Origin of the sequence: Telmatospirillum siberiense, assembly GCF_002845745.1 — a bacterium.
Classification (GTDB): domain Bacteria; phylum Pseudomonadota; class Alphaproteobacteria; order Rhodospirillales; family Magnetospirillaceae; genus Telmatospirillum; species Telmatospirillum siberiense.
Genome location: NZ_PIUM01000005.1, coordinates 137,844 through 164,372 on the forward strand (window position 1 = coordinate 137,844; position 26,529 = coordinate 164,372).

Annotated in this window: 25 protein-coding genes; 20 read left to right on the forward strand and 5 right to left on the reverse strand. The window is 63.0% G+C overall.

All coding sequences use genetic code 11. The annotated features are described in order from the left end of the window. Window positions 1-292: 292 nt before the first annotated feature. A complete protein-coding gene (locus CWS72_RS06915; RefSeq protein WP_101249846.1) occupies window positions 293-1,237 on the reverse strand; it encodes a 2-hydroxyacid dehydrogenase in 945 nt (314 codons plus the stop codon). A gap of 250 nt (window positions 1,238-1,487) precedes the next feature. On the opposite strand from CWS72_RS06915, the gene ffh reads away from it, so the two are divergent. The 9 genes from ffh (at window position 1,488) to CWS72_RS06960 (ending at window position 9,906) form a co-directional block, all read left to right on the forward strand. Beyond that, window positions 1,488-2,855 carry a signal recognition particle protein gene (gene ffh, locus CWS72_RS06920; RefSeq protein ID WP_101249847.1) on the forward strand — a complete coding sequence of 456 codons (1,368 nt, stop codon included), beginning with the start codon at window positions 1,488-1,490 and terminating at the stop codon, window positions 2,853-2,855. A 114-nt stretch (window positions 2,856-2,969) separates the two neighbouring features. Beyond that, the gene (gene rpsP / locus CWS72_RS06925) at window positions 2,970-3,341 is read left to right on the forward strand and encodes a 30S ribosomal protein S16 (RefSeq protein WP_101249848.1); all 372 of its coding nucleotides are present in this window, start codon (window positions 2,970-2,972) and stop codon (window positions 3,339-3,341) included. Window positions 3,342-3,344: 3 nt separating this feature from the next. Continuing rightward, window positions 3,345-3,902, forward strand: a complete 558-nt coding sequence (gene rimM / locus CWS72_RS06930) for a ribosome maturation factor RimM (RefSeq protein WP_101249849.1) — start codon at window positions 3,345-3,347, stop codon at window positions 3,900-3,902. Then, window positions 3,889-4,614 carry a tRNA (guanosine(37)-N1)-methyltransferase TrmD gene (gene trmD, locus CWS72_RS06935; RefSeq protein WP_101249850.1) on the forward strand — a complete coding sequence of 242 codons (726 nt, stop codon included), beginning with the start codon at window positions 3,889-3,891 and terminating at the stop codon, window positions 4,612-4,614. The genes rimM and trmD overlap by 14 nt, the downstream gene beginning before the upstream one ends. A 3-nt stretch (window positions 4,615-4,617) precedes the next feature. Continuing rightward, window positions 4,618-5,046: a 50S ribosomal protein L19 gene (rplS, locus tag CWS72_RS06940; protein ID WP_101249851.1), complete on the forward strand. Its 429-nt coding sequence runs from the start codon at window positions 4,618-4,620 to the stop codon at window positions 5,044-5,046. Window positions 5,047-5,195: 149 nt separating this feature from the next. After that, window positions 5,196-6,605: a 3-isopropylmalate dehydratase large subunit gene (gene leuC / locus CWS72_RS06945; RefSeq protein ID WP_101249852.1), complete on the forward strand. Its 1,410-nt coding sequence runs from the start codon at window positions 5,196-5,198 to the stop codon at window positions 6,603-6,605. Between the two features lie 109 nt (window positions 6,606-6,714). Then, window positions 6,715-7,320 carry a 3-isopropylmalate dehydratase small subunit gene (gene leuD / locus CWS72_RS06950; RefSeq protein WP_101249853.1) on the forward strand — a complete coding sequence of 202 codons (606 nt, stop codon included), beginning with the start codon at window positions 6,715-6,717 and terminating at the stop codon, window positions 7,318-7,320. A 109-nt stretch (window positions 7,321-7,429) separates the two neighbouring features. Next, on the forward strand, window positions 7,430-8,539 hold the full coding sequence (leuB, locus tag CWS72_RS06955) for a 3-isopropylmalate dehydrogenase (protein WP_101249854.1): 1,110 nt from the start codon (window positions 7,430-7,432) through the stop codon (window positions 8,537-8,539). Between the two features lie 347 nt (window positions 8,540-8,886). Continuing rightward, window positions 8,887-9,906, forward strand: a complete 1,020-nt coding sequence (locus CWS72_RS06960; RefSeq protein ID WP_101249855.1) for an aspartate-semialdehyde dehydrogenase — start codon at window positions 8,887-8,889, stop codon at window positions 9,904-9,906. Window positions 9,907-9,984: 78 nt separating this feature from the next. Here CWS72_RS06960 and CWS72_RS06965 read toward each other — a convergent pair whose 3' ends face one another. The 3 genes from CWS72_RS06965 to pdxY all read right to left on the reverse strand — a co-directional run bounded on the left by CWS72_RS06965 (window position 9,985) and on the right by pdxY (window position 12,084). Beyond that, window positions 9,985-10,611: a LysE family translocator gene (locus tag CWS72_RS06965; protein ID WP_101249856.1), complete on the reverse strand. Its 627-nt coding sequence runs from the start codon at window positions 10,609-10,611 to the stop codon at window positions 9,985-9,987. A 134-nt stretch (window positions 10,612-10,745) separates the two neighbouring features. Further along, window positions 10,746-11,147: a response regulator gene (locus CWS72_RS06970; protein WP_158240541.1), complete on the reverse strand. Its 402-nt coding sequence runs from the start codon at window positions 11,145-11,147 to the stop codon at window positions 10,746-10,748. A 76-nt stretch (window positions 11,148-11,223) separates the two neighbouring features. Beyond that, entirely contained in the window at window positions 11,224-12,084 is an 861-nt protein-coding gene (gene pdxY, locus CWS72_RS06975) for a pyridoxal kinase PdxY (protein WP_101249858.1), read from the reverse strand. Window positions 12,085-12,189: 105 nt separating this feature from the next. Between pdxY and CWS72_RS06980 the strand changes: the two genes are divergently transcribed. The 6 genes from CWS72_RS06980 (at window position 12,190) to CWS72_RS07005 (ending at window position 17,781) form a co-directional block, all read left to right on the forward strand. Beyond that, window positions 12,190-13,077, forward strand: a complete 888-nt coding sequence (locus CWS72_RS06980) for an HpcH/HpaI aldolase/citrate lyase family protein (protein ID WP_101249859.1) — start codon at window positions 12,190-12,192, stop codon at window positions 13,075-13,077. Between the two features lie 10 nt (window positions 13,078-13,087). Next, complete coding sequence (locus CWS72_RS06985) at window positions 13,088-14,146, forward strand: MaoC family dehydratase (RefSeq protein WP_101249860.1); 1,059 nt, start codon at window positions 13,088-13,090, stop codon at window positions 14,144-14,146. Between the two features lie 137 nt (window positions 14,147-14,283). Continuing rightward, entirely contained in the window at window positions 14,284-14,664 is a 381-nt protein-coding gene (gene sdhC, locus CWS72_RS06990) for a succinate dehydrogenase, cytochrome b556 subunit (protein WP_101249861.1), read from the forward strand. A 24-nt stretch (window positions 14,665-14,688) separates the two neighbouring features. After that, window positions 14,689-15,072, forward strand: a complete 384-nt coding sequence (gene sdhD, locus CWS72_RS06995; RefSeq protein WP_101249862.1) for a succinate dehydrogenase, hydrophobic membrane anchor protein — start codon at window positions 14,689-14,691, stop codon at window positions 15,070-15,072. A gap of 5 nt (window positions 15,073-15,077) precedes the next feature. Further along, entirely contained in the window at window positions 15,078-16,865 is a 1,788-nt protein-coding gene (gene sdhA / locus CWS72_RS07000; protein WP_101249863.1) for a succinate dehydrogenase flavoprotein subunit, read from the forward strand. Window positions 16,866-16,998: 133 nt separating this feature from the next. Then, entirely contained in the window at window positions 16,999-17,781 is a 783-nt protein-coding gene (locus tag CWS72_RS07005) for a succinate dehydrogenase iron-sulfur subunit (protein ID WP_101249864.1), read from the forward strand. A 75-nt stretch (window positions 17,782-17,856) separates the two neighbouring features. Here CWS72_RS07005 and CWS72_RS07010 read toward each other — a convergent pair whose 3' ends face one another. Next, the gene (locus CWS72_RS07010) at window positions 17,857-18,216 is read right to left on the reverse strand and encodes a hypothetical protein (RefSeq protein WP_146002659.1); all 360 of its coding nucleotides are present in this window, start codon (window positions 18,214-18,216) and stop codon (window positions 17,857-17,859) included. Window positions 18,217-18,477: 261 nt separating this feature from the next. On the opposite strand from CWS72_RS07010, the gene zapE reads away from it, so the two are divergent. The 5 genes from zapE to CWS72_RS07040 all read left to right on the forward strand — a co-directional run bounded on the left by zapE (window position 18,478) and on the right by CWS72_RS07040 (window position 26,515). Next, on the forward strand, window positions 18,478-19,635 hold the full coding sequence (gene zapE, locus CWS72_RS07015) for a cell division protein ZapE (protein WP_101249952.1): 1,158 nt from the start codon (window positions 18,478-18,480) through the stop codon (window positions 19,633-19,635). Window positions 19,636-20,211: 576 nt separating this feature from the next. Then, window positions 20,212-21,168 carry a malate dehydrogenase gene (gene mdh / locus CWS72_RS07025; protein WP_101249867.1) on the forward strand — a complete coding sequence of 319 codons (957 nt, stop codon included), beginning with the start codon at window positions 20,212-20,214 and terminating at the stop codon, window positions 21,166-21,168. A gap of 131 nt (window positions 21,169-21,299) precedes the next feature. Next, the gene (sucC, locus tag CWS72_RS07030) at window positions 21,300-22,496 is read left to right on the forward strand and encodes an ADP-forming succinate--CoA ligase subunit beta (RefSeq protein WP_101249868.1); all 1,197 of its coding nucleotides are present in this window, start codon (window positions 21,300-21,302) and stop codon (window positions 22,494-22,496) included. Continuing rightward, complete coding sequence (sucD, locus tag CWS72_RS07035; protein WP_101249869.1) at window positions 22,496-23,371, forward strand: succinate--CoA ligase subunit alpha; 876 nt, start codon at window positions 22,496-22,498, stop codon at window positions 23,369-23,371. The genes sucC and sucD overlap by 1 nt, the downstream gene beginning before the upstream one ends. A 168-nt stretch (window positions 23,372-23,539) precedes the next feature. Beyond that, window positions 23,540-26,515, forward strand: a complete 2,976-nt coding sequence (locus CWS72_RS07040) for a 2-oxoglutarate dehydrogenase E1 component (protein WP_101249870.1) — start codon at window positions 23,540-23,542, stop codon at window positions 26,513-26,515. Window positions 26,516-26,529 lie beyond the last annotated feature (14 nt).

Consider the following 26,529-nt stretch of genomic DNA (forward strand, 5'->3'; position numbering starts at 1 on the left):
AGGCGACGCCTTGCCCAACTCGGCCGTGTGGCGGGGATTGCCTCTCTGGTTATTCGAACCACCAAGACACCAAGGCGGAGGAATGCGCCGCAGGCATTCGCCTTCCCGGCACCGATTCGGTATTGGGCAAACGGGGAATGAATGCCTGCGGCGCTGATGCTCCTAACCGTCGCCCGACATTTCCCGAAACGCCTTGGTGTCTTGGTGTCTTGGTGGTTCATATCATCAGCCCACACCCTGTGATGAGCCTCGGAATTTCGCCATCGTCTCAGGTGGCTGATGCGTTTGTCAGTCAGGCGACGCGGTTGATGGGGGGCTCGCCCCGGCGGAGGCGCTCGATGTTGCCGGCGACCGTTTCCATGATCGCCGCGTAGGATTGTTCGGTGACGCCTCCGACATGCGGGGTGGCGATGACATTGGGAAAGGCCAGCAGGGGATCGGCGGGGTCGATCGGCTCCTTCCAATAGACGTCGAGGCCGGCTCCGCCCAGATGTCCGCTTTCCAGGGCCGTCAGGAAGGCCGGATAATCGATCAGCGCGCCCCGTCCGACATTGATCAGCAAAGCGCCTCGGGGAAGGGCGGCCAGTTCGGCGGCGCCGACGATGCCGCGGGTCTCGCTCGTCAGCGGCAGGCACAGGACCGCCACGTCGCTTTTCGCCAGGGCTGTCAGGCGGTCCTCGACGGCGAAGCAGTCGCTCAGGCCGAGTTGCGCGCTTTTCGCCGGGTCGGGGCGGCGGCTGATGCCGATCATCCGGGCACCGCAGGCCTTGAGCCGGGGGGCCAGGGCCGCCGCGATATTGCCGAGGCCGAACAGGCAGACCGTGCATTGGGCAAGGGACCGCCCCAGCGGCGCGCCGAGACGGCCGGCGCGGACATTGGCCTGGGCCTGGCGCAGGTCGCGCAGCAGTTCCAAGGTGAACAGCAGGGCCAGATCGGCGACGGACTCGGCGTTGAAGGTATCTCCCGACGGCACATTGGCGACCCAGATGCCATGCCGCTTCGCCGCTTCGAGGTCGACGCCCTCCACCCCGGCGCCCCACTGCTGGATCAGGCGGATACGGCTTTTTGCCATGAGGGCGTCATCGATGCGGGTCATCGCCGGGATCACCACCTCGGCCTCGGCCACCGACCGGGGCGGAGCGTCCTCCGCGCAGATGACGATCTCGTCGGAGGGCAGTCGGTCCCGTAACATCCGGGGGGCATCGGGAAAACCCGAGCCGCAGAAGGCGATGCGCACGAGAAGCTCTCCTTTGAGAATTTGTTCGACGGGGCCTGCGGACTTTCAATGACAAGGAACGCCGGACGGGTCAACGCCGTTTGAATCGCTTGACTCCTCTTCGAACTCCAGCGTACAACCGCTCCCTCTCAGGGATCTGAGACGCCGTTTGCCTCCGAGGAGGCCGGCCGGTTCGCGAAGGCTCGCGCACCGGCCCGTTTTCGTTTGGCCGAATGGCGGATATGCGACTGAAGGATCTGGTCGAAGAGTTATGTTTGAAAGTCTGAGTTCACGTCTGGGTGATGTCTTCGAGCGGTTGAAGCGGCGCGGCGCGCTGTCCGAGACCGACGTCTCGGAGGCGTTGCGCGAAGTGCGCGTCGCCCTGCTGGAAGCCGACGTGGCGCTTCCCGTGGTCAAGGACTTCATCGCTTCGGTCAAGGAACGGGCCGTCGGCCAGGATGTGGTGCGCAGCATCACCCCCGGCCAGATGGTGGTGAAGATCGTCCACGACTGCCTGGTCGAGACCCTGGGCACCGCCGAGGATATCAACCTCGCCGCCGCCGCGCCGGTGCCGGTCCTGATGGTCGGTTTGCAGGGGTCGGGCAAGACCACGACCTCGGCGAAGATCGCCCTTCGCCTCAAGACCCTGGATAAGAAAAAGGTCCTGCTGGCGTCGCTCGACATTTATCGTCCGGCCGCCCAGCAGCAGTTGGAAATTCTCGCGCGTCAGGCCGATGTCGGCTCGCTGCCGATCCTGATGGGCGAAAAGCCGGTGGCCATCGCCCGGCGCGCCATGGAGATGGGCCGCCGCGAAGGCTACGACGTGGTGATCCTGGACACCGCCGGCCGTTTGCATATCGACGAAGCCCTGATGGCCGAGGTGGCCGAGGTCCGCGACGCGGTGACCCCGACCGAGACATTGCTGGTGGTCGACGCCATGACCGGCCAGGACGCCGTCAACCTGGCCCGCGAATTCAACGAGAAGATCGGCGTCACCGGCATGGTGCTGACCCGCGTCGACGGCGACGCCAGGGGCGGCGCCGCGCTGTCCATGCGCGCGGTTACCGGCCGCCCGATCAAATTCCTGGGCGCCGGCGAAAAGCTCGACGCGCTGGAGGTTTTCCATCCCGATCGCGTGGCCGGCCGGATTCTCGGCATGGGCGACGTGGTATCGCTGGTCGAGAAGGCCATCGGCAGCTTCGAGGAAGAGGAAGCCGAAAAGCTCGCGGCCAAGATGGCCAAGGGCAAGTTCGACCTCGACGACATGGCCGCGCAGTTCCGCCAGATCAAGAAGATGGGCGACTTGAAGGGCATCATCGGCATGCTGCCCGGCATCGGCAAGCTCAAGAAGCAGATCGACGAAGCCAATATCGACAACAGGATGATCAATCGGCAAGAGGCGATCATCCTGTCCATGACCAAGGGCGAACGGAAGAATCCCGACCTGATCAAGGCCAGCCGCAAACGGCGTATCGCCGCCGGCGCCGGCGTCTCCATCCAGGACGTCAACAAGCTGCTGAAACAGCATCAGCAGATGGCCGACATGATGAAAAAGGTCAGCAAGATGGGCAAGAAGGGCCTGATGCGCCATGGCTTGCCCGGTTTGCTTCCCCCCGGTGGCGGAAGGTTCGGCGGATGATCGATCATCTTTCCCTGGCCGCCTTCGTCATCGACCCTGACGGCTATCGTATCGAGGCGGTGTGTCACCGCCCTCAAATCCTGACCATTTGACTGACCACGAGGAATCAACGCAATGTCGCTGAAGATCAGACTGTCCCGCGGTGGTGCCAAGAAGCGCCCGTTCTACAAGATCGTGCTCGCCGATTCGCGCAGCCCCCGCGACGGCAAGTTCATCGAGAAGCTGGGCACCTACAACCCGATGCTGCCCCACGATCACGAGCAGCGCCTGGTGTTGAAGGAAGAGCGCATCAAGCATTGGCTGTCGGTGGGCGCTCAGCCGACCGATCGCGTCGCCAAGTTCTTTGCCACGGCCGGCTATATCGCCGCCCGCGTGCAGCCCGAGCAGAGCAAGAAGCCGCAGCCCAAGGCCAAGGCCCAGGAGCGTCTGAAGGAACAGCAGAAGGCCGCCGAGGCCGCTGCCGCCGAGGCGCCCGCAGGCGAATAAGCCATGTCCGAGCGCGTGTGCGTGGGTGTGATTTTAGGCGCGCACGGGCTCAAAGGTGCCGTTCGCATCAAGAGCTTCACCGAGCGGGCCGTCGATGTGGCGGCCTATGGCGCGGTGGAGGACGAAGCGGGCGGGCGGCGCTTCCGGCTACGGTTGCTGGGTGAGGTCAAAGGGGCGGTGACGGCCCGGATCGAGGGAATCGACGAGCGAAACGCCGCCGAAGCCCTGAAGGGTCTGAAGCTCTATGTGGCCAAGTCCAGCCTGCCGCCGCCCGAGGAGGAGGAATTTTATTATTCCGATCTCGTCGGGCTGAAGGCGGAACTGGCCGACGGCAAGGCGATGGGCAAGGTGAAGGGGGTCTTCGATTTCGGCGGCGGCGACGTCATCGAGATCGCGGGTCCGGACGGTACGGTGATGCTTCCCTTTACCAAGGCCGCGGTTCCGGTGGTGGATATCGCGGGGGGGCGTCTGGTGGTCGAGCCGCCGATCGAGATCGAGGCGGGACCCGGAGACGTTCCGGAGGATGAAGAGGAGGAGGTCGGCGGGAATGACGGAGAGTGAGGCGGGACCGGTGTGGACGGCCACTGTACTTTCCCTGTTCCCCGAGATGTTTCCCGGTCCGCTCGGCCATTCCCTGGCCGGACGGGCTCTCGCCGAGGGTGTCTGGGCGTTGGAATCGGTGGACATTCGCGCATTCGCGCGCGATAAACACCGCTCCGTCGACGATACGCCTTTTGGCGGCGGCGCAGGCATGGTCATGCGCCCCGATGTGGTGGATGCGGCGATCGCCGCATCGCATCGCGGCGGGCCCTTGATCTATCTGACGCCGCGAGGACGCCTGCTCGACCAGGCGCGGGTGCGCGAACTGGCCGCGGAGCCGCGGGTGACGATCCTGTGCGGTCGCTTCGAGGGCGTGGACCAGCGTGTGCTGGATGCCCATGCCGCCGAGGAGATCAGCCTTGGCGATTTCGTGTTGTCCGGCGGCGAGCCGGCGGCGCTGATGTTGATGGATGCCGTCGTGCGGCTTCTGCCCGGTGTTGTGGGCAAGGAAGAGTCGCTGACGGAAGAGAGCTTCGAGTGGGGATTGTTGGAATATCCCCATTATACCCGGCCCCAGATTTGGGCGGGGCGGGGGGTGCCGGAGGTTTTGCTTTCCGGTCACCATGAGAAGATTCGCGCTTGGCGACAGTGCCAGGCGGAGGAAGTAACCAGGCAGCGTCGCCCGGACCTTTGGGACCGGTATGTCGCTGCCGACACGGCAAAAGAGGGTTGAGCCATGGACATTATTCAGGCGCTCGAAAAGGAGCAGATGGACAAGCTGACCGCCGCGAAGGCGATCCCGGACTTCTCGGCCGGCGATACCGTCAAGGTCAGCGTCAAGGTGGTCGAAGGCAGCCGCGAGCGTCTTCAGGCCTATGAAGGCGTGGTGATCGCGCGCAAGAACGACGGGCTCAACAGCTCGTTCACCGTGCGCAAGATTTCCTACGGCGAGGGCGTCGAGCGTATTTTCCCGCTCTATTCCCCGAATGTCGCGGAGATCGAGGTGGTTCGTCGTGGCGACGTCCGCCGCGCCAAGCTCTATTATCTGCGCGATCGTCGCGGCAAGTCGGCCCGTATCGCCGAGCAGACCACTGGCTATTCCGCCAAGCTGGCCGCTGCCGAGCGTGAAGCCGCCGCCGCCGAGAAGAAGGGTGGGAAGGCTTAAAGTCAGGCCTTCGCATCCGGCGGGACACGGGTTTTCGTGTCCCGTTCTTCGAATATGCAGTGATCATTCCGGCGCAGGGCGGGACGGAACCGTCTCGGCTTCCTTTTCTGCCTGCGGCCTCTCTCGAGCGTGGAGCAGCGTAGGACGCCATGGCCAAATCCCGTACCCTGTTCGACAAGATCTGGGACAGTCACCTGGTCGATGTCCAGGCCGACGGCACTTGTCTCATCTACATCGACCGCCACCTGGTTCATGAGGTGACCAGCCCGCAGGCCTTCGAAGGCTTGAGCAGCAGCGGGCGGAAGGTGCGCCACCCGGAAGCGACCTTGGCGGTGGCCGATCACAATGTGCCGACCACCGACCGGTCCAAGGGCATCAGCGACAGCGAATCGCGCCTCCAGGTGCAGACCCTCGAAGACAATGCCAAGGCTTTCGGCGTCGAATATCTGGCGATGGACGACATCCGCCAGGGCATCGTGCACATCGTCGGTCCCGAACAGGGCTTCACCCTGCCCGGCACCACCATCGTCTGCGGCGATTCCCATACCTCGACCCATGGGGCCTTCGGCGCGCTCGCCTTCGGCATCGGGACCTCGGAAGTCGAGCATGTGCTGGCCACCCAGACGCTGGTGCAGCGGCCGGCCAAGAACATGCTGGTGCGGGTCGACGGCGCGCTGCCGGCCGGCGTCACGGCAAAGGATCTGGTCCTGGCCATCATCGGCCGTCTGGGCACGGCCGGCGGCACCGGCTACGTCATCGAATATGCGGGCGAGGCCATCCGCGCTCTTTCGATGGAAGGCCGCATGACGGTCTGCAACATGACCATCGAGGCCGGCGCGCGCGCCGGCCTGATCGCTCCCGACGAGATCACCTTCGCCTATGTCCAGGGGCGGCCCAAGGCGCCGAAGGGCGCCGTCTGGGAAGCCGCCGTCGCCTATTGGAAGACGCTGGCCTCCGATCCCGGCGCCCATTACGACGCGGAAGTGGTGATCGACGCCACGGCCCTGGTGCCGATGGTGACCTGGGGCACCAGCCCGGAAGACGTGTTGCCGATCACGGCCAACGTTCCCGATCCGGCCGCCGTCGCCGACCCCGCCAAGCGGGCCGCCGTCGAGCGTTCCCTGGCTTATATGGGGCTGACGCCCGGCACGCCGCTGACCGAGGTCAAGGTCGACACCGTGTTCATCGGATCCTGTACCAACGGCCGGATCGAGGATTTCCGGGCCGCCGCCGCCGTGCTCAAGGGCAAGAAGGTGGCGCCGGACGTCCGCGTGCTGGTGGTGCCCGGGTCCGGTCTGGTCAAGGAGCAGGCCGAGGCCGAAGGGCTCGACGTCGTGTTCCGCGAGGCCGGCGCCGAATGGCGGGAACCCGGCTGTTCCATGTGCCTGGCGATGAACGCCGACAAGCTGTCGGAGGGCGAGCGTTCGGCCTCCACGTCCAACCGCAATTTCGAAGGGCGGCAGGGGCGCGGCGGGCGGACCCATCTGGTCAGTCCGGCGATGGCGGCGGCGGCGGCCCTGACCGGCAAGCTGACCGACGTGCGCACATTGGGTTCCTGAGAATAATCGAAGGCGTTGCTTTTTCGTCATTGCTGGACGTGATCCGGCAATCCATGGACCCCCGGATCACGTCCGGGGGTGACGAGGCAGGGACAAGGAAAGACGGAACATGGACAAATTCACCAAGCTGACGGGTGTGGCGGCGCCGATGCCGATCATCAACATCGACACCGACATGATCATTCCCAAGCAGTTCCTGAAGACCATCAAGCGTACCGGTCTCGGCAAGAATCTGTTCGACGAGATGCGCTACACCAAGGATGGCCAGGAGGTTGCGGACTTCGTGCTGAACAAGCCGGCCTATCGCAAGGCGAGCATTCTGGTGGCCGGCCCGAACTTCGGCTGCGGCAGTTCGCGCGAGCATGCGCCCTGGGCGTTGCTGGATTTCGGAATCCGTTGCGTGATCGCCTCGAGCTTCGCCGACATTTTCTACAACAACTGCTTCAAGAACGGCATTCTGCCGATCAAGCTGCCGCAGGCCGAGGTCGACAAACTGCTCGACGACGCCGGCCGGGGAGCCAACGCGATCATCTCGGTCGATCTCGAAAAGCAGGAGATCACCGGTCCCGACGGCGGCCGCATCACCTTCGACCTCGACCCCTTCCGCAAACACTGCCTGCTGAACGGTCTCGACGACATCGGCCTGACCCTGCAGAAGCAGGACAAGATCGACGCGTTCGAAACCCGCCGTACCCGCGAGCAGCCCTGGCTGTAACAAGAGCTCAGTGGGCGCCGGCTTTTCTTGTCGGCGTTGCCGGTCCCCGCCGGCGAGAGCGCCGGCGGGGAGGCCGGCGCCACTGTTCCTTCCTTCGGAGATCCCTTTCATGTCCACCAAGAAACTCCTCATTCTCGCCGGTGACGGCATCGGTCCGGAAGTCATGGCCCAAGTCCGGCGGGTCATCGACTGGATGGCCAAGAAGCGTCATATCGCCTTTGATGTGAGCGAGGGGCTGATCGGTGGCGCGTCCTATGACAAGTTCGGCCATCCGCTGACCGACGAGACCATGCAGGACGCCTTTGCCGCCGATGCCGTGCTGCTGGGCGCCGTGGGCGGCCCGAAATGGGACAATCTTTCCTTCGACGTCAAGCCGGAGCGTGGGCTCCTGCGTCTCAGGAAGGATCTCGAACTGTTCGCCAACCTGCGTCCGGCCTTCGTCTTCGACGCCCTGGCCGAGGCTTCGTCCTTGAAGACCGACCTGGTCAAGGGCCTGGACATCATGATCGTCCGCGAACTGACCGGTGGTGTCTATTTCGGCCAGCCGCGCGGCATCGAGACGCTGCCCAACGGCGAACGCCGCGGCGTCAACACCCAGGTCTACACCACCAGCGAGATCGTTCGTATCGCCGATGTCGCCTTCGATCTGGCCAAGAAGCGCGGCAACAAGGTGCATTCGGTCGAGAAGGCCAATGTCATGGAATCGGGCGTTCTGTGGCGGGAAGAGGTGCAGAAGCTGCACGACGCCAAATATCCGTCCGTCGAACTCCAGCATATGTACGCCGACAACTGCGCCATGCAGTTGGTGCGCGCGCCCAAGCAGTTCGACGTCATCGTCACCGACAATCTGTTCGGCGACATTCTCTCCGACTGCGCGGCCATGCTGACGGGCAGCCTCGGCATGCTGCCGTCGGCCAGCCTCGGGGCGGCCGACGCCAAGGGCAACCGCCGCGCCGTCTATGAGCCGGTGCATGGTTCGGCCCCCGACATCGCCGGCAAGGATATCGCCAATCCGCTGGCCACCCTGCTGTCCTTCGCCATGATGCTGCGCTACAGCTTCGACATGCGGGCGGAAGCCGATCTGCTGGAGCAGGCGGTGAAGAACGTGTTGGACGGCGGCCTGCGGACCGGCGACATCATGCAGGCCGGCAAGGCCAAGGTGTCGACCACGGTGATGGGCGAATCCATCGTTCGCGAAATGGACAAGCTGGCGGGCTGAAAGCCTTCGCGATACCCGGGGCCGAGCGGCGTCGCCGATTGCCCCGGGTATCGCGCCAATTTCCCTTGCCTTGCCGGGGGGGCTCGGGTAATGCTTTTCCCCGACGGAAGGAATGACGTGATGTCTCTGTGCGTTTCCAGCTTCGATCTGCTGGCCGTGGCTCTCAAGCCCGCGGACGCTACCGTCATTTCTGCCACCACCACCCTGACTACCAAGAAAACCATGGCTTGAAGCGCGGGCTGGTCGGAATTTGTTTTGACGAAAGGCCCGCGGGTTCAGCCCGGCGGGCCTTTTCGTTACAAGGGGGTCTGGCGGAGCAGACGGCGGCCTCCAGTGGAGAGTGAAAGATGGGTTACAAGGTTGCGGTAATCGGCGCCACGGGCAATGTGGGCCGCGAGATGCTTCAGACGTTGGCCGAACGGAAGTTCCCGGTCGACGAGGTGATCGCCCTGGCGTCGGAACGTTCGGCGGGCAGGGAGGTCTCCTTTGGTGACGATCAGGTTCTGAAGGTCAAGGACCTGTCCAAGTTCGACTTCAAGGGTGTCGACATTGCCGTGTCCTCGCCGGGCGCCAAGGTTTCGGCGGTGCACAGCCCCCGCGCCGCCGCCGCCGGCTGCGTGGTGATCGACAACACCTCGCATTTCCGCATGGATCCGGACGTGCCGCTGGTGGTTCCCGAGGTCAATCCCCAGGCCATCGCCGGTTATAAGAAGAAGGGCATCATCGCCAACCCGAACTGTTCGACCATCCAGATGGTCGTGGCGCTGAAGCCGCTGCATACGCTGGCGAAGATCAAGCGTGTCGTCGTTTCGACCTACCAGTCGGTGTCGGGCGCCGGCAAGGAGGCGATGGACGAGCTGTTCAACCAGACGCGCGCCATCTATGTGAACGATCCGGTGAAGCCTGAAAAGTTCACCAAGCAGATCGCCTTCAACGTCATTCCCCACATCGACGTCTTCATGGATGACGGCGCGACCAAGGAGGAATGGAAGATGGCGGTCGAGACCCGGAAGATCCTCGACCCCAATATCGCGGTCCATGCCACCTGCGTGCGGGTGCCGGTGTTCGTCAGCCATGGCGAGGCGGTCAATGTGGAGTTCGACAAGCCGATCGATGAGGACGCGGCGCGCGAAGCCCTGTCGAGGGCGCCGGGCGTCATCGTCGTCGACCATCGGGCCAACGAGGGCTATGTGACGCCGGTCGAGGCGGCCGGCGAGGATGCCGTCTATGTCAGCCGTATCCGGAAGGATCCGACCGTGAAGAACGGCCTGTCCTTCTGGTGCGTCTCCGACAATTTGCGCAAGGGCGCGGCGCTCAACGCCGTGCAGATCGCCGAAGTCCTGATCCGGGACTATCTGAAGAAGTAGGACGTGGGGACCGCCCCGGGATCGCCGTTTCACGGGCGGTCCCGGGGCGGTCCGCCGTTTTACGGAGCATCCGGCCGTTCAGAGACAGTTGAACGCCAGGCTGCCGATGATGCCCAACCCGAACAGCACCAGCAGGACGCCCGAGCCGCTGTTGAGCAGGTTGAGCGCGCGTGGCGACAGTCGCGACCGGGCCGCGCTGGCGGCGGCGGAGAGGATCAGCCACCAAAGGGTCGAACCACTGAAGACGCCCAGGATCAGGATGGCCGCCGCGCCGACGCCATCATGCTGGCCGAAGGCTCCGAGGGCGGCGAAGACGCCCATCGAGGCGAGGATGGTGCCCGGATTGGTGAGCGTGATCAGGAAGGTCGAAATGAAATCCTTCAGCAGGCCGGGGCCGCAGGCGGGGGCCGCTTCGAAGGCCGCCGGCATGCGCAGGCTGCGAATGCCGAGGATGATCAGGATCAGTCCGCCGGTGACGCGCAGGAAAATATTGTGGCTGACCAGAAAGGACGAGATGACCGTCAGGCCGAGACCGGCGACGGCTCCGTAGAAAGTGTCGGCGAAAGCGGCTCCCAGCCCGGCGACGAAGGCGGCATGCCGACCGTCGGCGAGAGCGCGGCGAACACAGAGAACCCCCACCGGACCGACGGGGGCGGCAAGGGCAAATCCGATGGCCAGCCCACGCAGGAAAAGATATGACGGCATGAGGCCCCGTTCACATTTTGGAGCGGAAGTGATAGGGCCAAGGGAGCTTGAGGCCAAGCAAAAAATGCCCGGTTGACCGCTTGCGGTGGTGGCGAGGGGCTCATTGCCTCCTTCCACCTCTCGATTGGGCGATCTTATCGAGAGGTGGGAAGGAGACGGTCAATCGAAGCGAGCAGGACTTCGGCGTGCAGCGGTTTCGCAATCGTCTCCGAAACGCCCGCTTCGCGGGCCACCGCCTGCAGATCGCCGCCGACACCTGCCCCGGTCAGCAGAATGATCGGGGCATGTGGCGCCGGGCTCTTTTGCGATCTGCGGATATAGCGGGTCATCTCCAGGCCGTTCATCGGCCCCATGCTCCATTCCGCGATGATCAGACCGGGCGGATCGAGGCGAGCCGCCTCGATCGCCTCTTGTCCATCCCGGGCCTCGCGGATCTCGTCGGCTCCACTGCTGGCCAGAATGGTTCGCAGCAGGCGACGCATATGCTGATTGTTGCCAACCAGCAGGACATGGACCCCGTGAAAGGAAAATGTCATCGGGAGCCGACAGGATGTTTCCCGGTGAAGCCGAGGTCCAGGGGAGACGACGGGACCGAAGGCCGGCGCCCGGTCGTCATGAGGCGACCTGCCGTGCCTGGTAAAGTTGCGAGGGATGAACCAATTCGTTTTGAGCTGCGACCAAGGCCAATTCACGCATTCCGATGGAGAGAGTGTAAGTGAGCAATCCATAAAGACCGCTCACGGTTTTTTCAAGCGCCGCGGCGGGAGCCTCGCCGGTCATCAGCCGTCCCAGCAGCAGCGCGGCGAAAACGTCGCCGGCGCCGTTCGGCAGGATCGGGAAGTCGAGCAGCGGCGTATCGACCAGCCACGCCCCCTGTCCGCTGACCACCATCGACCCGAGGTGTCCCTCGGGCACCGCCGGAGCCCTGAGGCTGGTGATCGCCACCACCGAGGGGCCTCGCTCGCGCAACGCCTGGGCGGCGCGGACGGCGTCGGCGAGAGAATGGATGGGAATACCGGTCAGCAATTCCAGCTCAAACTGGTTGGGCGTGGCGATATCCGCAGCCGGTAGAGCCTTTTCGGTGAAAAATCCCGGAATATCGGGGCGGACGAAAATGCCCCGGCCTTCGTCGCCCATGACCGGATCGCAGCAATAGAGGGCGCGCGAATTATCGGCGCGCAACCGCTCGACCGCGTCGAGCACCACATTGCCGATGGCGGCGTCGCCCAGATAGCCCGACAGCACGGCCTGGCAATCGGCAAGGGCGCCCCGATCGTCCATGCCTTGCAGGACGTCGGCGAGATGGCTGGCTGGAAAGACCTCGCCCCGCCATTTGCCATAGCCGGTGTGATTGGAAAATTGGACCGTGTTGATCGGCCAGACTTCATGGCCAAGGCGCTGCAAGGGGAAGACGGCCGCCGAATTGCCCACGTGACCGAAGGCGACCGAAGATTGTATCGAAAGAATATTCATATTATCGCACCAAATTAGACCGATTATTACGCGGCGCTCTTGCCACCCACCCTTGCTGTTGTTACTGTGCTGCGGCGCAAAAAATCGCAAAGGAAATTTTCCGCCATGGGCATGCCGATTCGTCCTCGCCGTAGCGTTCTTTATATGCCGGGTTCGAACGCCCGGGCTCTGGAAAAGGCCAAAAGCCTCGCCGCGGACAGTCTGATTTTCGATCTTGAGGATGCGGTGGCGCCCGATGCCAAGGAAGAGGCCCGCCGTCTCGTGATTGCCGCCGTGGCCGGGGGCGGTTACGGCCGGCGTGAAATCCTCATTCGGGTGAACGGTCTCGCCACGCCATGGGGCCGCGACGATATCATCGCCGCGGCCAAGTCCGGCGCCGATGGCATTCTGGTCCCCAAAACCGAAAGTCCCGACATGATGCGCCAGGTTGAGGGGATCATGGTCGAGGCCGGTGCGCCGTCCGATCTCGCCTTGTGGGCGATGATCGAGACCCCCCGCGGCGTGCTGGCGGTGGAAGCGGTCGCCGGCGCGACTCCGCGTCTGGCCGGACTGATCATGGGCACCTCGGATCTTGCCAAGGACTTGCACTGCGCCCATACGCGCGATCGGCTGCCGATGCTCCATGCCCTGGGACGCTGTCTGTTGGCGGCGAGGGCTTTCGACCTGACCATCCTCGACGGCGTGCATCTCGATCTCGCCGACGACGAGGGATTAGCCTTCGCCTGCCGGCAGGGACTCGAAATGGGTTTCGACGGCAAGACGCTCATTCATCCGAAGACCATTGACGCCGCCAACCGGATTTTCGCGCCCAGCGAGGAGGACCTGGCCTGGTCGCGCCGGATCATAGCCGCCCATGCGGACGCGGAGTCGTCCGGGCGTGGCGTGGTGGTGGTCGACGGCCGGCTGGTCGAAAACCTGCATGTGATCAACGCCCGCCGCCTTGTCGCGCTGGCCGAGCGGATCGAGCTGATGGATGACGTCCGTCCCCTTTGAAGGAGGCTGCATGAACAAGACCAACCGGGGAAATTTCTTCGAAGACTTTCGGCTCGGCCAGGAGATCGTTCATGCCACGCCGCGCACGCTGTCTTGCGGCGACGTCGCTCTCTATCAGGGACTTTTCGGGGGGCGCTTCGCCGTCGCCTCCTCGGACGAGTTCGCCCGCAAGCTGGGTTATGCCCGGGCGCCGGTCGATGATCTGCTGACCTTCCATATCGTGTTCGGCAAGACGGTTCCCGATGTTTCGCTGAACGCGGTGGCCAATCTCGGCTATGCCGAAGGCCGCTTCGGCGTTCCCGTCTATCCGGGAGATACCTTATCGGCCGTCTCCAAGGTCATCGGCCTCAAGGAAAATTCCAACCGCCAGACCGGGGTGGTCTATGTGCGCTCCACCGGTGTCAACCAGAGGAGCGAGACGGTGGTGGAGTTCGTCCGCTGGGTGATGGTGCGCAAACGGGATCCGGAGGCCGAGGCGCCCGCCGAAACGGTGCCCGAGACCATGCCGAGGCTGCCGCCGGACTCCTGGCATCTGCCGCCCCCTCTTCCCGCCGGGGCCTATGACTGGACCCTGGCCGGATCCTCCTTCGCCTGGGAGGATTATGAAGCCGGAGAATGCATCGATCATGTCGATGGCGTCACCGTCGAGGAGGCCGAGCATATGATGGCGACCAGACTTTATCAGAACACGGCCAAGGTTCATTTCAATCAGCACAGCGAAGGCCAGGGCCGTTTCGGCCGCCGCCTGATCTATGGCGGGCATGTCATCAGCCTGGCCCGCTCGCTGTCGTTCAACGGTCTGACCAACGCCTTCCGCCTGATCGCCATCAACGGCGGACGCCATGCGGCTCCCTGTTTCGCCGGGGACACGGTCTATGCCTGGACACGCGTCGAGGAGACGCTCGCCATCCCGGGACGCGATGACGTCGGCGCTCTCCGGTTGCGGACTTTCGCTACGAAAAATCGATCCTGCGCAGACTTTCCGGAAGGCGCGGAGGGCGCCAGCGGTGCCGATCCGGCGGTGATTCTCGACTTCGATTACACCGTATTGGTGCCGAGGCGCGGGTGAACAGCGACCAATCGTTGTCTATGACCATAATAAAATCATGGGCATAGATCATATGGGGCGGTCGTTGACTCGACCCCGATGAACGGTTAAACCCGACAAGGAAGACCCCAAGGACCGTAGTCAAGAGGTTGTTCAAGATGGCACAGCGCACCAGACCTCTCTCTCCGCATGTACTCAACTACCGGTTTCCATTCGTCGCCCTGCTGTCGATCAGTCACCGGGTGACCGGTATCGCTCTTTCCATCGGCACAGTACTCCTGGTTTATTGGTTGGCATCCGCCGCCTATGGTCCGGCGGCTTATGAACGGGCCAGCCATGTCCTCGGATCTCCGATCGGCCTTTTGGTTCTATTCGTTTTCTCCTTCTGTCTGTTTTATCACCTGAGCAACGGCATCCGGCATTTGTTCTGGGACGTCGGGCTGGGTTTCGAGTTGCCCACCGCAGTCAAATCGGGGCGGGCGGTGGTGGTGGCCGCCGTCGGGTTGACAGTGCTGACCTGGGCCATCGCCCTTTTTTAAAAAGAACATCGAGGAGACTTGAGGATGACCCTGCGCTCTCCGCTTGGCCGCGTCCGCGGCCTCGGTTCGGCCAAGCAAGGTGTTTCGCATTTCTGGTGGCAGCGGCTCACCGCCGTCGCCCTGGTGCCCATCAGCCTGTGGTTCGTCGTGTCCGTGGTCTCGCTGGCCGGCGCCGACTATGCGCATTTCCGCGGCTGGCTGTCCTGGCCCGGCAATACCGCGCTGATGCTTCTGTTGCTGTTCGCGGTGTTCCGCCACGCCCAATTGGGCGTTCAGGTGGTGATCGAGGACTATGTGCATGACGAGGGGCTGAAGCTGATCGGCCTGATCGCGGTGAAATTCGCCGCCCTGTTCTTCGGCGTTTTCGCGGCGGTCGCCCTGCTGCGCGTCGTCTTTGTCGGAGGTTGAGCGCCATGTCGGCTTACAAGATCATCGATCACAGCTATGACGTGGTGGTCGTCGGTGCCGGCGGGGCCGGATTGCGCGCCACGCTGGGCATGGGCGCCGCCGGCCTCAAGACGGCCTGCGTGACCAAGGTGTTTCCGACCCGCAGCCACACGGTGGCGGCGCAGGGCGGCATCGGCGCCAGCCTCGGCAACATGGCCGAGGACAATTGGCGCTGGCATATGTACGACACCGTCAAGGGCTCCGACTGGTTGGGCGACCAGGACGCCATCGAATATATGTGCCGCGAGGCGGTGCCGGCGGTCTATGAGCTCGAACATTTCGGCGTGCCTTTTTCACGGACCGAGGACGGGCGGATCTATCAGCGTCCGTTCGGCGGCCACATGCGCAATTTCGGCGAAGCGCCCGTGCAGCGCGCCTGTGCCGCCGCCGATCGCACCGGGCATGCCATCCTGCACACGCTTTATCAGCAATGTCTGAAACACGAGGCGGAGTTCTTCGTCGAATATTTCGCCATCGATCTGATCATGGACGCCGACGGAACCTGCCGCGGCCTGCTGGCCATCAATCTCGACGACGGCAGTCTGCACCGTTTCCGCGCCCATACCACGGTGCTGGCCACCGGCGGCTACGGGCGGGCCTATTTCTCCTGCACCTCGGCTCACACCTGCACGGGCGACGGCCACGGTCTGGTGACCCGCGCCGGACTGCCGCTGCAGGACATGGAGTTCGTGCAGTTCCATCCGACCGGCATCTACGGATCGGGGTGCCTGATCACCGAGGGCGCGCGGGGCGAGGGGGGATATCTGACCAACTCGGCCGGCGATCGCTTCATGGAACGCTATGCGCCGACCGCCAAGGATCTGGCCTCCCGCGATGTCGTCTCGCGGGCCATGACGGTGGAGATCCGCGAAGGGCGCGGCGTCGGCAAGAGCGCCGACCATATCTTCCTGCATCTCGAACATCTGGGCGCGGAAACGTTGGAACTGCGCCTTCCCGGCATTTCGGAGACGGCGAAGATCTTCTCCGGCGTCGATGTCACCCGCGAGCCGATCCCGGTGTTGCCGACGGTCCATTACAACATGGGCGGCATCCCCACCAATCTGCATGGCGAGGTGCTGCGCCCGACCGCGGACCATCCCGACGCGGTCTGTCCGGGCCTGATGGCCATCGGCGAGGCGGCCTGCGTCTCGGTGCACGGGGCCAACCGCCTGGGGACGAACTCCCTGCTCGATATCGTGGTGTTCGGACGGGCGGCGGCGCTGCGCGCGGCCGAGACCCTGAAACCGGGAACGCCGCACCGCCCCCTGCCGAAGGACGCCGGCGACCTGGGGCTGTCGCGCCTCGACCGTCTGCGAAACGCCTCCGGAAACCGTTCGACGCAGCAGATCCGCCTGTCCATGCAGCAGACCATGCAAAACGACGCCGCCGTCTTCCGCACCCAGTCCTCGCTGGCCGAGGGGGTCCAGAAGATCGGCGACATCTATGGCCAGTTGGCCGACATCCGGCTCGCCGATCGTTCGCTGGTCTGGAATTCCGATCTGATCGAGGCCTTCGAATTGGAAAATCTGATGGACTGCGCCAAGGCGACCATCACCTCGGCGGAGGCGCGCAAGGAAAGCCGTGGCGCCCATGCCCGCGAGGATTTTCCCGATCGCGACGACGTCAACTGGATGAAGCACTCCCTGGCCTGGGTCGACGAGAAGGGCAAGGTGACCCTGGGTTATCGCCCGGTCCATACCTACACGCTGACCGACGAGGTCGACTACATCGTGCCGAAGGCGCGTGTCTATTAGGGCTTGGAGAGAAATTACCGCGCCAGGCCCCAAAGCCCGAGCGGCGCGGAGGCGTCATATCAAACCGAAGGGCGTGGTGCGATGTTTCGCGACAGGCCCTCAGAGCCGGCTTTCTTTCGTTTGAGGAACGATCATGGTTGAATTCGCGCTTCCCGCCAATTCCAAGGTTCTGCCGGGCAAAAGCCACAAGGCTCCGGCCGGGGCCACCCGCGTCAAGACCTTCCAGATCTATCGTTTCGACCCGGACAGCGGGGCCAATCCCCGTCTCGACAGTTTCGAGATCGATCTCGACGACTGCGGCCCGATGGTTCTCGACGCCCTGTTGAAAATCAAGAACGAGGTGGATGCGACGCTGACCCTGCGCCGCTCCTGCCGCGAGGGAATCTGCGGCTCCTGCGCGATGAACATCGACGGAACCAACACCCTGGCCTGCCTGAAGCCGATCGAAGAGATCAAGGGCACCGCCCGCATCTTCCCCCTGCCGCATATGCCGGTCATCAAGGATCTGGTGCCCGACCTGTCCGTGCCCTATGCCCAGTTGGCCTCGATCAAGCCATGGATGCAGACCGAAACTCCCCAACCGCCCGATCGCGAGGTTCTGCAAAGCCCGGAAGACCGCGCCAAGCTGGACGGGTTGTGGGAATGCATCCTGTGCTTCTGCTGTCAGACGTCCTGCCCCAGCTACTGGTGGAACGGCGATCGTTACCTGGGGCCGGCCGTGCTGTTGCAGGCGGCGCGCTGGATCCATGATTCGCGGGACGAGCACACTGGGGAGCGTCTCGACGAACTGGAGGATCCTTTCCGTCTCTACCGCTGCCACACCATCATGAACTGCACCTCGACCTGCCCGAAGGGGCTCAACCCCGCCAAGGCGATCGGCAGCATCAAGGAAAAGATTGCCAGCCGGCAATTTTGAAAAAGGCCGGCGGAGACCCCTTGCCGCCGGCACGTCTTCCGCCAGGGCAGCCCCGGATACGGTCTGTGGATTTGCCTACTGCGCTCCCAGCGAGGGATCGTGACGCATGGGAGAGAGATGCTCGGCGAAGGGCGGCGGCGTCTCGCCGGGGCGGGCGACACAACTGAACGCGACCAGGGTCGGCGCCGTCCAACTGCATTGATAGCGCTGGATCAAAGCCAGTTTGGATGTCCGGTCGAAGGGCCGGCAGGTTTCGTCGGCGAGCTTTTTCGCATCGGCGATGCTGGCGGTATCCTCATTGATGCAAACCTGGACGACACCCCGCTGGTGGTAACGGTAATCCGTCGAGAGGTAAGGGTCCTCGGCGCATCCGGCCAGCATCACGGCGGCGGTGACGGCGGTGGCGAGACATCCTGAACGCGGCCAAAAAAACATCGGCGACACCTGAAAGAAAACCTTGGTCTTCTCTTTAGCCCGAGCCTGCCCCATCCTCAAAGACGATTATTCCGGGCCGTCCTCTTTTACCGCCCGGGCGATCCGTCGATTGTCCACAAGAATGTGGCGGTTCTTGATCTTTGAGGGGAAGAGATCATCTATGTGGCAATCGTTTAACGATTCATCCGCTGTATCCCGAGTGCAATATTTTCATCCTCCATTGCCGCCACGCCGCGACCCTCGGCTCGCTGGATGGCTCCGATGACCGGACCTCTTGCCAAATATCGGGCACTGCTGGCCGAGGCGCGCCTGTCGCCGGACGTCGCCCAGGCCATGGCCGTCGAAAAGCTCGAAAGCCTGCATAATGCGTTGGGGAGCTACCACCCGTCGCAGGGGGCGTCGGGCTGGTTCGGCCGTTTCGGTTTCGGCCAGCGGACGGTGCGCCGGCTGCAATGGACGCCTGGTGATTGCGAAAGTTGCGAGCCCAAGCAGGGCCTCTATATTTGCGGCGACGTCGGGCGTGGAAAATCCATGCTGATGGATCTCTTTTTCGCCAGCGTGCCGGTGGAGGCCAAGCGCCGCGTGCATTTCCATGCCTTCATGCAGGAAATCCATGGGGAAATCCATCAATGGCGCCGGGAACCGGTCCGCAAGGACGATGACAATCTGATCGTCCATCTGGCCCGCACTATCGTCAAGCGGTCGTGGTTGCTGTGTTTCGACGAGCTTCAGGTCACCGATATCGGTGACGCGATGATCCTGGGGCGTCTGTTCCAGGCGCTGTTCGCCGAAGGCGTCGTCGTCGTCGTCACCTCCAACCGTCCGCCCGACGAACTTTATAAATATGGCCTGCAGCGCGACCGTTTCATGCCCTTCATCGCGCTGATCAAACAGCATCTCGACATTTTGGAGCTGAACAGCGAAGGCGATTACCGGTTGGGCCGCAAGAAAGGCATGCAGGTTTATTACACGCCCCTCGATGGCTCGTCGGAAGACGCCCTGGGCCACTGTTTCGACCGGTTGACCGACGGAAAGCCTCCCCTGGCCGAACAGATCCACGTCCAGGGCCGTCACTGGACGGTGCCGCGTTCGGCCGACGGCGTGGCGTGGTTCACCTTCGGCGAGCTGTGCCGGGCCACCCTGGGCGCCGCCGACTATCTGGCCTTGGCCACCCTTTATCACACGGTCGTTCTATCCGATGTGCCCAGGCTTTCTCCGGCCGACCGTGATGCGGCCAAGCGGTTTGTGACGCTGATCGACGCTCTCTACGAACATAAGGTGACCCTGATCTGCTCGGCCGCCGTTCCGCCTCAGAACCTTTACGATGCGGGAGACGGGGCGTTCGAATTTCATCGCACGGTCAGCCGGTTGATGGAAATGCAATCGGAAAGCTATCTCCAGCGTCAGCATTTGACGTGAGCTTTTTGCCGCTTTGTTCCGGAAAGACGCGGCCGGCAATTCCGGGGCGATTCTTTTTTGGAAAAAACGTGCTCGGCTGTTCCTCACCAGTCTTGTCGGCATATACGGCTTCGCGAAATCTTCGGGCATCCGCCCGCAGAACGGGTATTCGCCGGTGCGTCCGCTCGTGACGTGCCGAATCGCTCTTTATCGACGTAAGGATTTCCGCTAAGCTCGCATAATAACCAGAAAATTTTTAAGGATATATGACCATCCCTCGACTCTTGAATAGCTAACTTCACAAGTCGGACTTCATGCCCTTCCCTCCGGTCGGGACGATCGGGCTCCGGGAACAGCGGTGAAATGCTATTTATACCTTTGATATCAATATATTGGTGTAAACCAGGGAGGAAATATCCATCAAGCTCACCTCGAATAACCTGAAATTTTATAAGGGAAGCCTGCGTATTTTGATGGCGTAAGCCCCCTTGCCCTCAGGCGGATTTCGCGCTACCACCGGGCCCAGTGATTTGTGCTGGCGGATCCGGGGGGCGACGTCCGCTCCCACCTCTGTTGTAGTCGGAAAGGCAACGTCCTATGGCTCGCAAGAAAATCGCTCTTATCGGTGCCGGCAATATCGGCGGCACACTCGCCCATCTGATCGGACTCAAGGAATTGGGTGATGTCGTCCTGTTCGACATCGCCGAAGGCATCCCCCAGGGCAAAGCGCTCGATATCGCCCAGTCGACACCCATCGAGGGCCTGAACGCCGCTTATTCCGGCGCCAACGATTACGCCGCGATCAGCGGGGCCGACGTGATCATCGTGACCGCCGGCGTGCCTCGCAAGCCGGGCATGAGCCGTGACGACCTGATCGGCATCAATGCCAAGGTGATGAGCCAGGTCGGCCAGGGGATCAAGCAATACGCCCCCAACGCCTTCGTCATCTGCATCACCAACCCGCTTGATGCCATGGTCTGGGTGCTGCGCGAGGTTTCCGGCCTGCCCCACAACAAGGTGGTCGGCATGGCCGGTGTCCTCGATTCCGCCCGGTTCCGCTATTTCCTGTCGGAAGAATTCAAGGTGTCGGTCGAGGATATCACCGCCTTCGTGCTGGGCGGCCATGGCGACACCATGGTGCCGCTGGCCCGTTATTCGACGGTGGCCGGCATTCCTCTTCCCGATCTGGTCAAGGCCGGCTGGACCACCCAGGAAAAGCTCGACCAGATCATCCAGCGGACCCGCGACGGCGGAGCCGAGATCGTCGGTCTCCTGAAGACCGGTTCGGCGTTCTATGCACCGGCCGCGGCGGCCATTCAGATGGCCGAAGCCTATCTCAAGGATAAACGCCGCGTGCTTCCGGCCGCGGCCTGGGTCAAGGGCCAGTACGGCCTGGACGGCATCTATGTCGGCGTGCCGGTGGTGATCGGCGCGGGCGGCGTCGAGAAGATCGTCGAGATCGAGCTGAACGCCGAGGAGAAGACGGAATTCGGCAAGTCCGTCGAATCCGTCCGCGGGCTGATCGAAAAATCAAAAGAACTGATGCCGAAGTAACTTTCAAGACCCGCGGGGGCCGCCGAAGAGGACCGGCTGCCCCCGCGGTTTTCCCCTGAGTAGCCTGCCGCTCCCCCGGGGATGCGGGACACTCATTTCGAGGCCAGGACAAGAAAACAGACGAGGCCCCAATGAATATCCACGAATATCAAGCAAAAAAACTGCTCTCCAAATATGGCGTGGCGATCCTGAAGGGCGCTGTCGCCTATACCGCTTCCGAAGCCGAACAGGTGGCCAAGGATCTGGGTGGCCCCGTCTGGGTGGTGAAATCGCAGATTCATGCCGGCGGACGCGGCAAGGGCAAATTCAAAGGCAAGGAAAGCGAGGGCGGCGGCGTCCGGGTGGTGAAGTCGGTCGAAGCGGTTCGCGACAATGCCAAGCTGATGCTGGGCCAGACCCTGGTCACCCACCAGACGGGTCCCTCCGGCAAGGAAGTGAAGCGCGTCTATATCGAGGAAGGCTGCGACATCAAGCGCGAGCTCTATCTCGGCATGCTGATCGACCGCGCGACCAGCCGCATCACCATCATGGCTTCGACCGAAGGTGGGATGGAGATCGAGGAGGTGGCGGCCAGCCATCCCGAAAAGATCCTGAAAGTGGCCATCGATCCGGTGCAGGGGTTCCAGGCCTATCACGGCCGGCAGATCGCCTTCGGCCTCGGTCTCGAGGGCAAGCAGATCAACACCGCCGTCAAGTTCATCGGCGCGCTCTACAAGGCTTTCGTCGACCTCGACGCCTCGATCGTCGAGATCAATCCCCTGGTGGTGACCGGCGCCGGCGAGGTGATCGCCCTGGACGCGAAGGTCAATTTCGACGACAACGCCTTGTTCCGCCACAAGGAAATCGAAGAGCTTCGTGACGAATCGGAAGAGGATCCGGCCGAACTCGAGGCGGCCCGGCACAGCCTCAACTACATCAAGCTCGATGGGCAGATCGGTTGCATGGTCAACGGCGCCGGCCTGGCCATGGCGACCATGGACATCATCAAGCTCTACGGCAGCGAGCCCGCCAACTTCCTCGACGTCGGCGGCGGCGCCACCAAGGAGCGGGTGACCACCGCCTTCAAATTGATCCTGTCGGATCCCAACGTCGAAGGCATCCTGGTCAACATCTTCGGCGGCATCATGCGCTGCGACGTCATCGCCGAGGGCGTGGTCGCCGCGGCCCGCGAGGTCAGCCTCAATGTTCCGCTGGTCGTCCGCCTGGAGGGCACCAACGTCGAATTGGGCAAGAAGATCCTGTCGCAGTCGGGACTGCCCATCATCGCCGCCGACAATCTGGCGGATGCCGCTGAAAAAGTGGTCAAAGCCGTGAAGGAGGCTCAGTGATGGCCGTTCTCGTCAACAAGGACACCAAGGTGATCTGCCAGGGCTTCACCGGCGCTCAGGGAACCTTCCATTCCGAACAGGCCATCGCCTACGGCACCCGCATGGTGGGGGGCGTGACGCCCGGCAAGGGCGGCACCAATCATCTCGACCTTCCGGTGTTCAACACCGTGGCCGAGGCCAAGGCGAAGACCGGCGCCAACGCCAGTGTCATTTACGTTCCGCCGCCGTTCGCCGCCGACGCCATTTTGGAGGCCATCGACGCCGAGATCGAACTGGTGGTCTGCATCACCGAGGGAATTCCGGTGATCGACATGCTGGCGGTGAAACGGGCGCTTCAGGGTTCGAAGAGCCGGCTGATCGGTCCCAACTGTCCGGGGGTCATCACGCCCGGCGAATGCAAGATCGGCATCATGCCCGGCCATATTCATTCCCGAGGCAAGATCGGCATCGTCTCGCGGTCCGGCACCTTGACTTACGAGGCGGTGGCGCAAACCACGGCGGCCGGTCTCGGACAGACCACCTGCATCGGTATCGGCGGCGATCCGATCAACGGAACCAATTTCGTCGATGCTCTGGAAATGTTCTTGGCGGATTCTGAAACCCAGGCGATCATCATGATCGGGGAAATCGGCGGTAACGCCGAGGAAGATGGTGCCGCCCTTCTGAAGGCTGCAAAGGTTAAGAAACCGGTGGTTGGGTTCATCGCTGGCGTCACCGCTCCTCCGGGACGCCGCATGGGTCACGCCGGCGCCATCATTTCCGGTGGCAAGGGTGGGGCCGGCGACAAGATGGAGGCGATGAAGAGCGCCGGCGTCGTGGTTGCCGATAGTCCCGCCTCGCTGGGCAGCACCATGCTCAAACTGTTGAACGGGTAAGGCGTGAAATTCCGGAGGTCTGCTTTCCACGCTGGTCTGCCAAGCGAACGCTAAACAGACCTCCGGCTTGTCGAACTGTGGTCCAGTTCTAATATTCCGTCGGAATGAGATTTAGGAATTGAACCATTAGGGAGGGGACGGGGCGAAGAACCGCGTCCACCGCACTGCATGCAGCAATTGTCATTTCTGACTGGGGCCAACGCCACTTACGTGTCGGAGCTTTACGCCCGCTTCATCGAAAACCCATCCAGTGTTGATAGCGAATGGGCACAGTTCTTCGCCGAGCTGAACGATGATGCCCGGGCCATCCTAGCCGAAGTGAAGGGGGCTCCCTGGGGGAGGAATGGCAATCGGGTGATCGGCGCCGAGGCCGAGGAGCCGGCGAAAAAGGCGGAAGGCAGGGCGGGCTCCGGCAAGGCCTTGCCGGCGGCGGCTCAGGCGGCGGCGCCGTCGGTGGCCGAAATCCGGAAAGTGGCTCTGGATTCCATCCGCGCCCTGATGCTGATCCGCGTCTATCGCGTGCGCGGCCATCTGGAGGCCAATCTCGATCCGCTCGGCTTACAGAAGCGCGAGCCGCATCCCGAACTGGACTATCGCTCCTACGGATTCACCGAGGCCGATCTCGACCGGGAGATCTTCATCGATCATTCCCTGGGATTGGAAACGGCGACCCTGCGGACCATCATCCGGATCCTGCGGGAAACCTATTGCGGCAATATCGGCGTTGAATTCATGCATATCCAGGATCCCGATCAGAAGATCTGGATTCAGAAGCGCATCGAATCGATCCGCAACCACACGGATTTCACGGAACGCGGCAAGCAGGCCATCCTCGAACGGCTCACCGAGGCCGAGGGGTTGGAGCGCTTTCTGCAGATGAAATACACCGGCACCAAGCGGTTCGGTCTGGAGGGCGGCGAAGTCCTGATTCCGGCGCTTGAACAGATCCTGAAACGCGGCAGCCAGCTCGGTCTGACCGACGTGACGCTGGGCATGGCCCATCGCGGCCGGCTGAACGTGCTCACCAATTTCATGAAAAAGCCCTTCGTCGCCCTGTTCTCCGAGTTCCAGGGCAATCCGGCCAAGCCGGAGGACGTGCAGGGTTCGGGCGACGTCAAATATCATCTGGGGACCTCGGCCGATCGTGATTTCGACGGCAATGTGGTGCATCTGTCGCTGACCCCCAATCCGTCGCATCTCGAAGTCGCCGATCCGGTGGTTCTCGGCAAGGTGCGGGCCAAGCAGACGCTGGCGGGCGATACCGAGCGCCGGCAGTCGATGGGCCTGCTGATCCACGGTGACGCCGCTTTCGCGGGCCAAGGCGTGGTGCACGAATGTTTCGCCATGAGCCAGCTCAAGGGCTACTCCACCGGCGGCACGATGCATGTGGTGATCAACAATCAGATCGGTTTCACCACGGCGCCCCAATATTCCCGGTCGGGCCCCTATTGCACCGACGTGGCGAAAATGGTCCAGGCACCGATTTTCCACGTCAATGGCGACGACGCCGAGGCGGTGATCCACGTCGCCCGCATCGCCACCGAGTTCCGCCAGGAGTTTGCCATCGACGTGGTAGTCGATATCGTCTGCTATCGGCGTCACGGCCACAATGAAAGCGACGAGCCGGCCTTCACCCAGCCCCTGATGTATCGCAAGATTGCCGCCCATCCGACGACGCGTCAGCTCTATGCGGAAAAACTGATCGCCGAGAAGGTGGTCAGCGCCGAGGCGGCCGACGGCATGGTCAGTGAATTCCAATCCTTGCTCGAAGCGGATTTCGAGGCGGCCAAGTCCTTCAAGGTGAACAAGGCCGATTGGCTGGAGGGCAAGTGGGCCAGTCTGGGCGCGCTGACCGACGAGGAGGAGATGCGCGACGAAAATACCGACGTCTCCTTCGAACTTCTCCAGGAGGTCGGCCGGGCCATCACCACGGTGCCCGAGGATTTCAATCTCAATCGCAAGATCGCCCGGCAACTGGAAGCCAAGCAGAAGATGCTGACGTCCGGCCAGGGGATCGATTGGGCCACCGGCGAGGCCCTGGCCTTTGGCAGTCTCGTCGTCGAAGGGACGGGCGTTCGCCTGTCTGGTCAGGATTCGGGACGCGGCACCTTCTCGCAGCGCCATTCGGTGCTGATCGACCAGGAAACCGAAGCGCCTTACATTCCGCTCAATCACGTCCGTCCAGGGCAGGGCCATTTCGAGGTGATCGATTCGCTCCTCTCCGAGGAGGGCGTGCTGGGTTATGAATACGGCTACACGCTCTCCGCGCCGGACGGCTTGACCCTGTGGGAAGGCCAGTTCGGCGATTTCGCCAACGGCGCGCAAGTGATCATCGACCAGTTCATCTCTTCGGGCGAAGCGAAATGGCTGCGCATGTCGGGCCTTGTCCTGCTGCTGCCGCACGGCTACGAGGGACAGGGACCGGAACATAGCTCCGCCCGCTGGGAACGCTATCTGCAGCTTTGCGCCGAAGACAATTGGCAGGTCTGTAATTTCACCACGCCGGCCAACTATTTCCATGCCCTGCGGCGCCAAGTGCGGCGCAACTACCGCAAGCCCCTGGTGGTGATGACGCCGAAGTCTCTGCTGCGTCATAAGCTGGCCGTCAGCCCGCTCGCCGATTTTGGGCCCGGTACGCGGTTCCGCCGCGTTCTGCCGGAAACCCAGACGCTGGTTTCCGACGAGGCCGTCCGCCGCGTCGTGCTCTGCTCGGGCAAGGTCTATTACGATCTGTTCGAGGAGAGGGCCAGGCGCAACATCGACGATGTCGCCATCATCCGCGTCGAGCAGCTTTATCCCTGGCCTAAGGAGACGGTGCTGAAGGAACTGGCCCGCTATCCCAACGCCGAGGTGGTCTGGGCGCAGGAAGAGCCGGCCAACATGGGGCCCTGGACCTTCGTCGACCGCCGTCTCGAATTCATTCTCGAGGAGCTGTCCCACAAGGTCCGCAGGGCGCACTATGTCGGCCGCAAGGCCGCCGCCGCGCCGGCGACCGGTGTGCACAAGAATCATGTCTATGAACAGGCACTGCTGGTCGAGCAGGCGCTCACCGCCGCCTTGTTCACCCTTCCGCAACCTTTCCGGCGGCAGACCAGGCTGATCCAGGTGCAAGACAAAGTGATCCAGGTACAAGACGCGAAATGAAAAAAGAAGGCGAG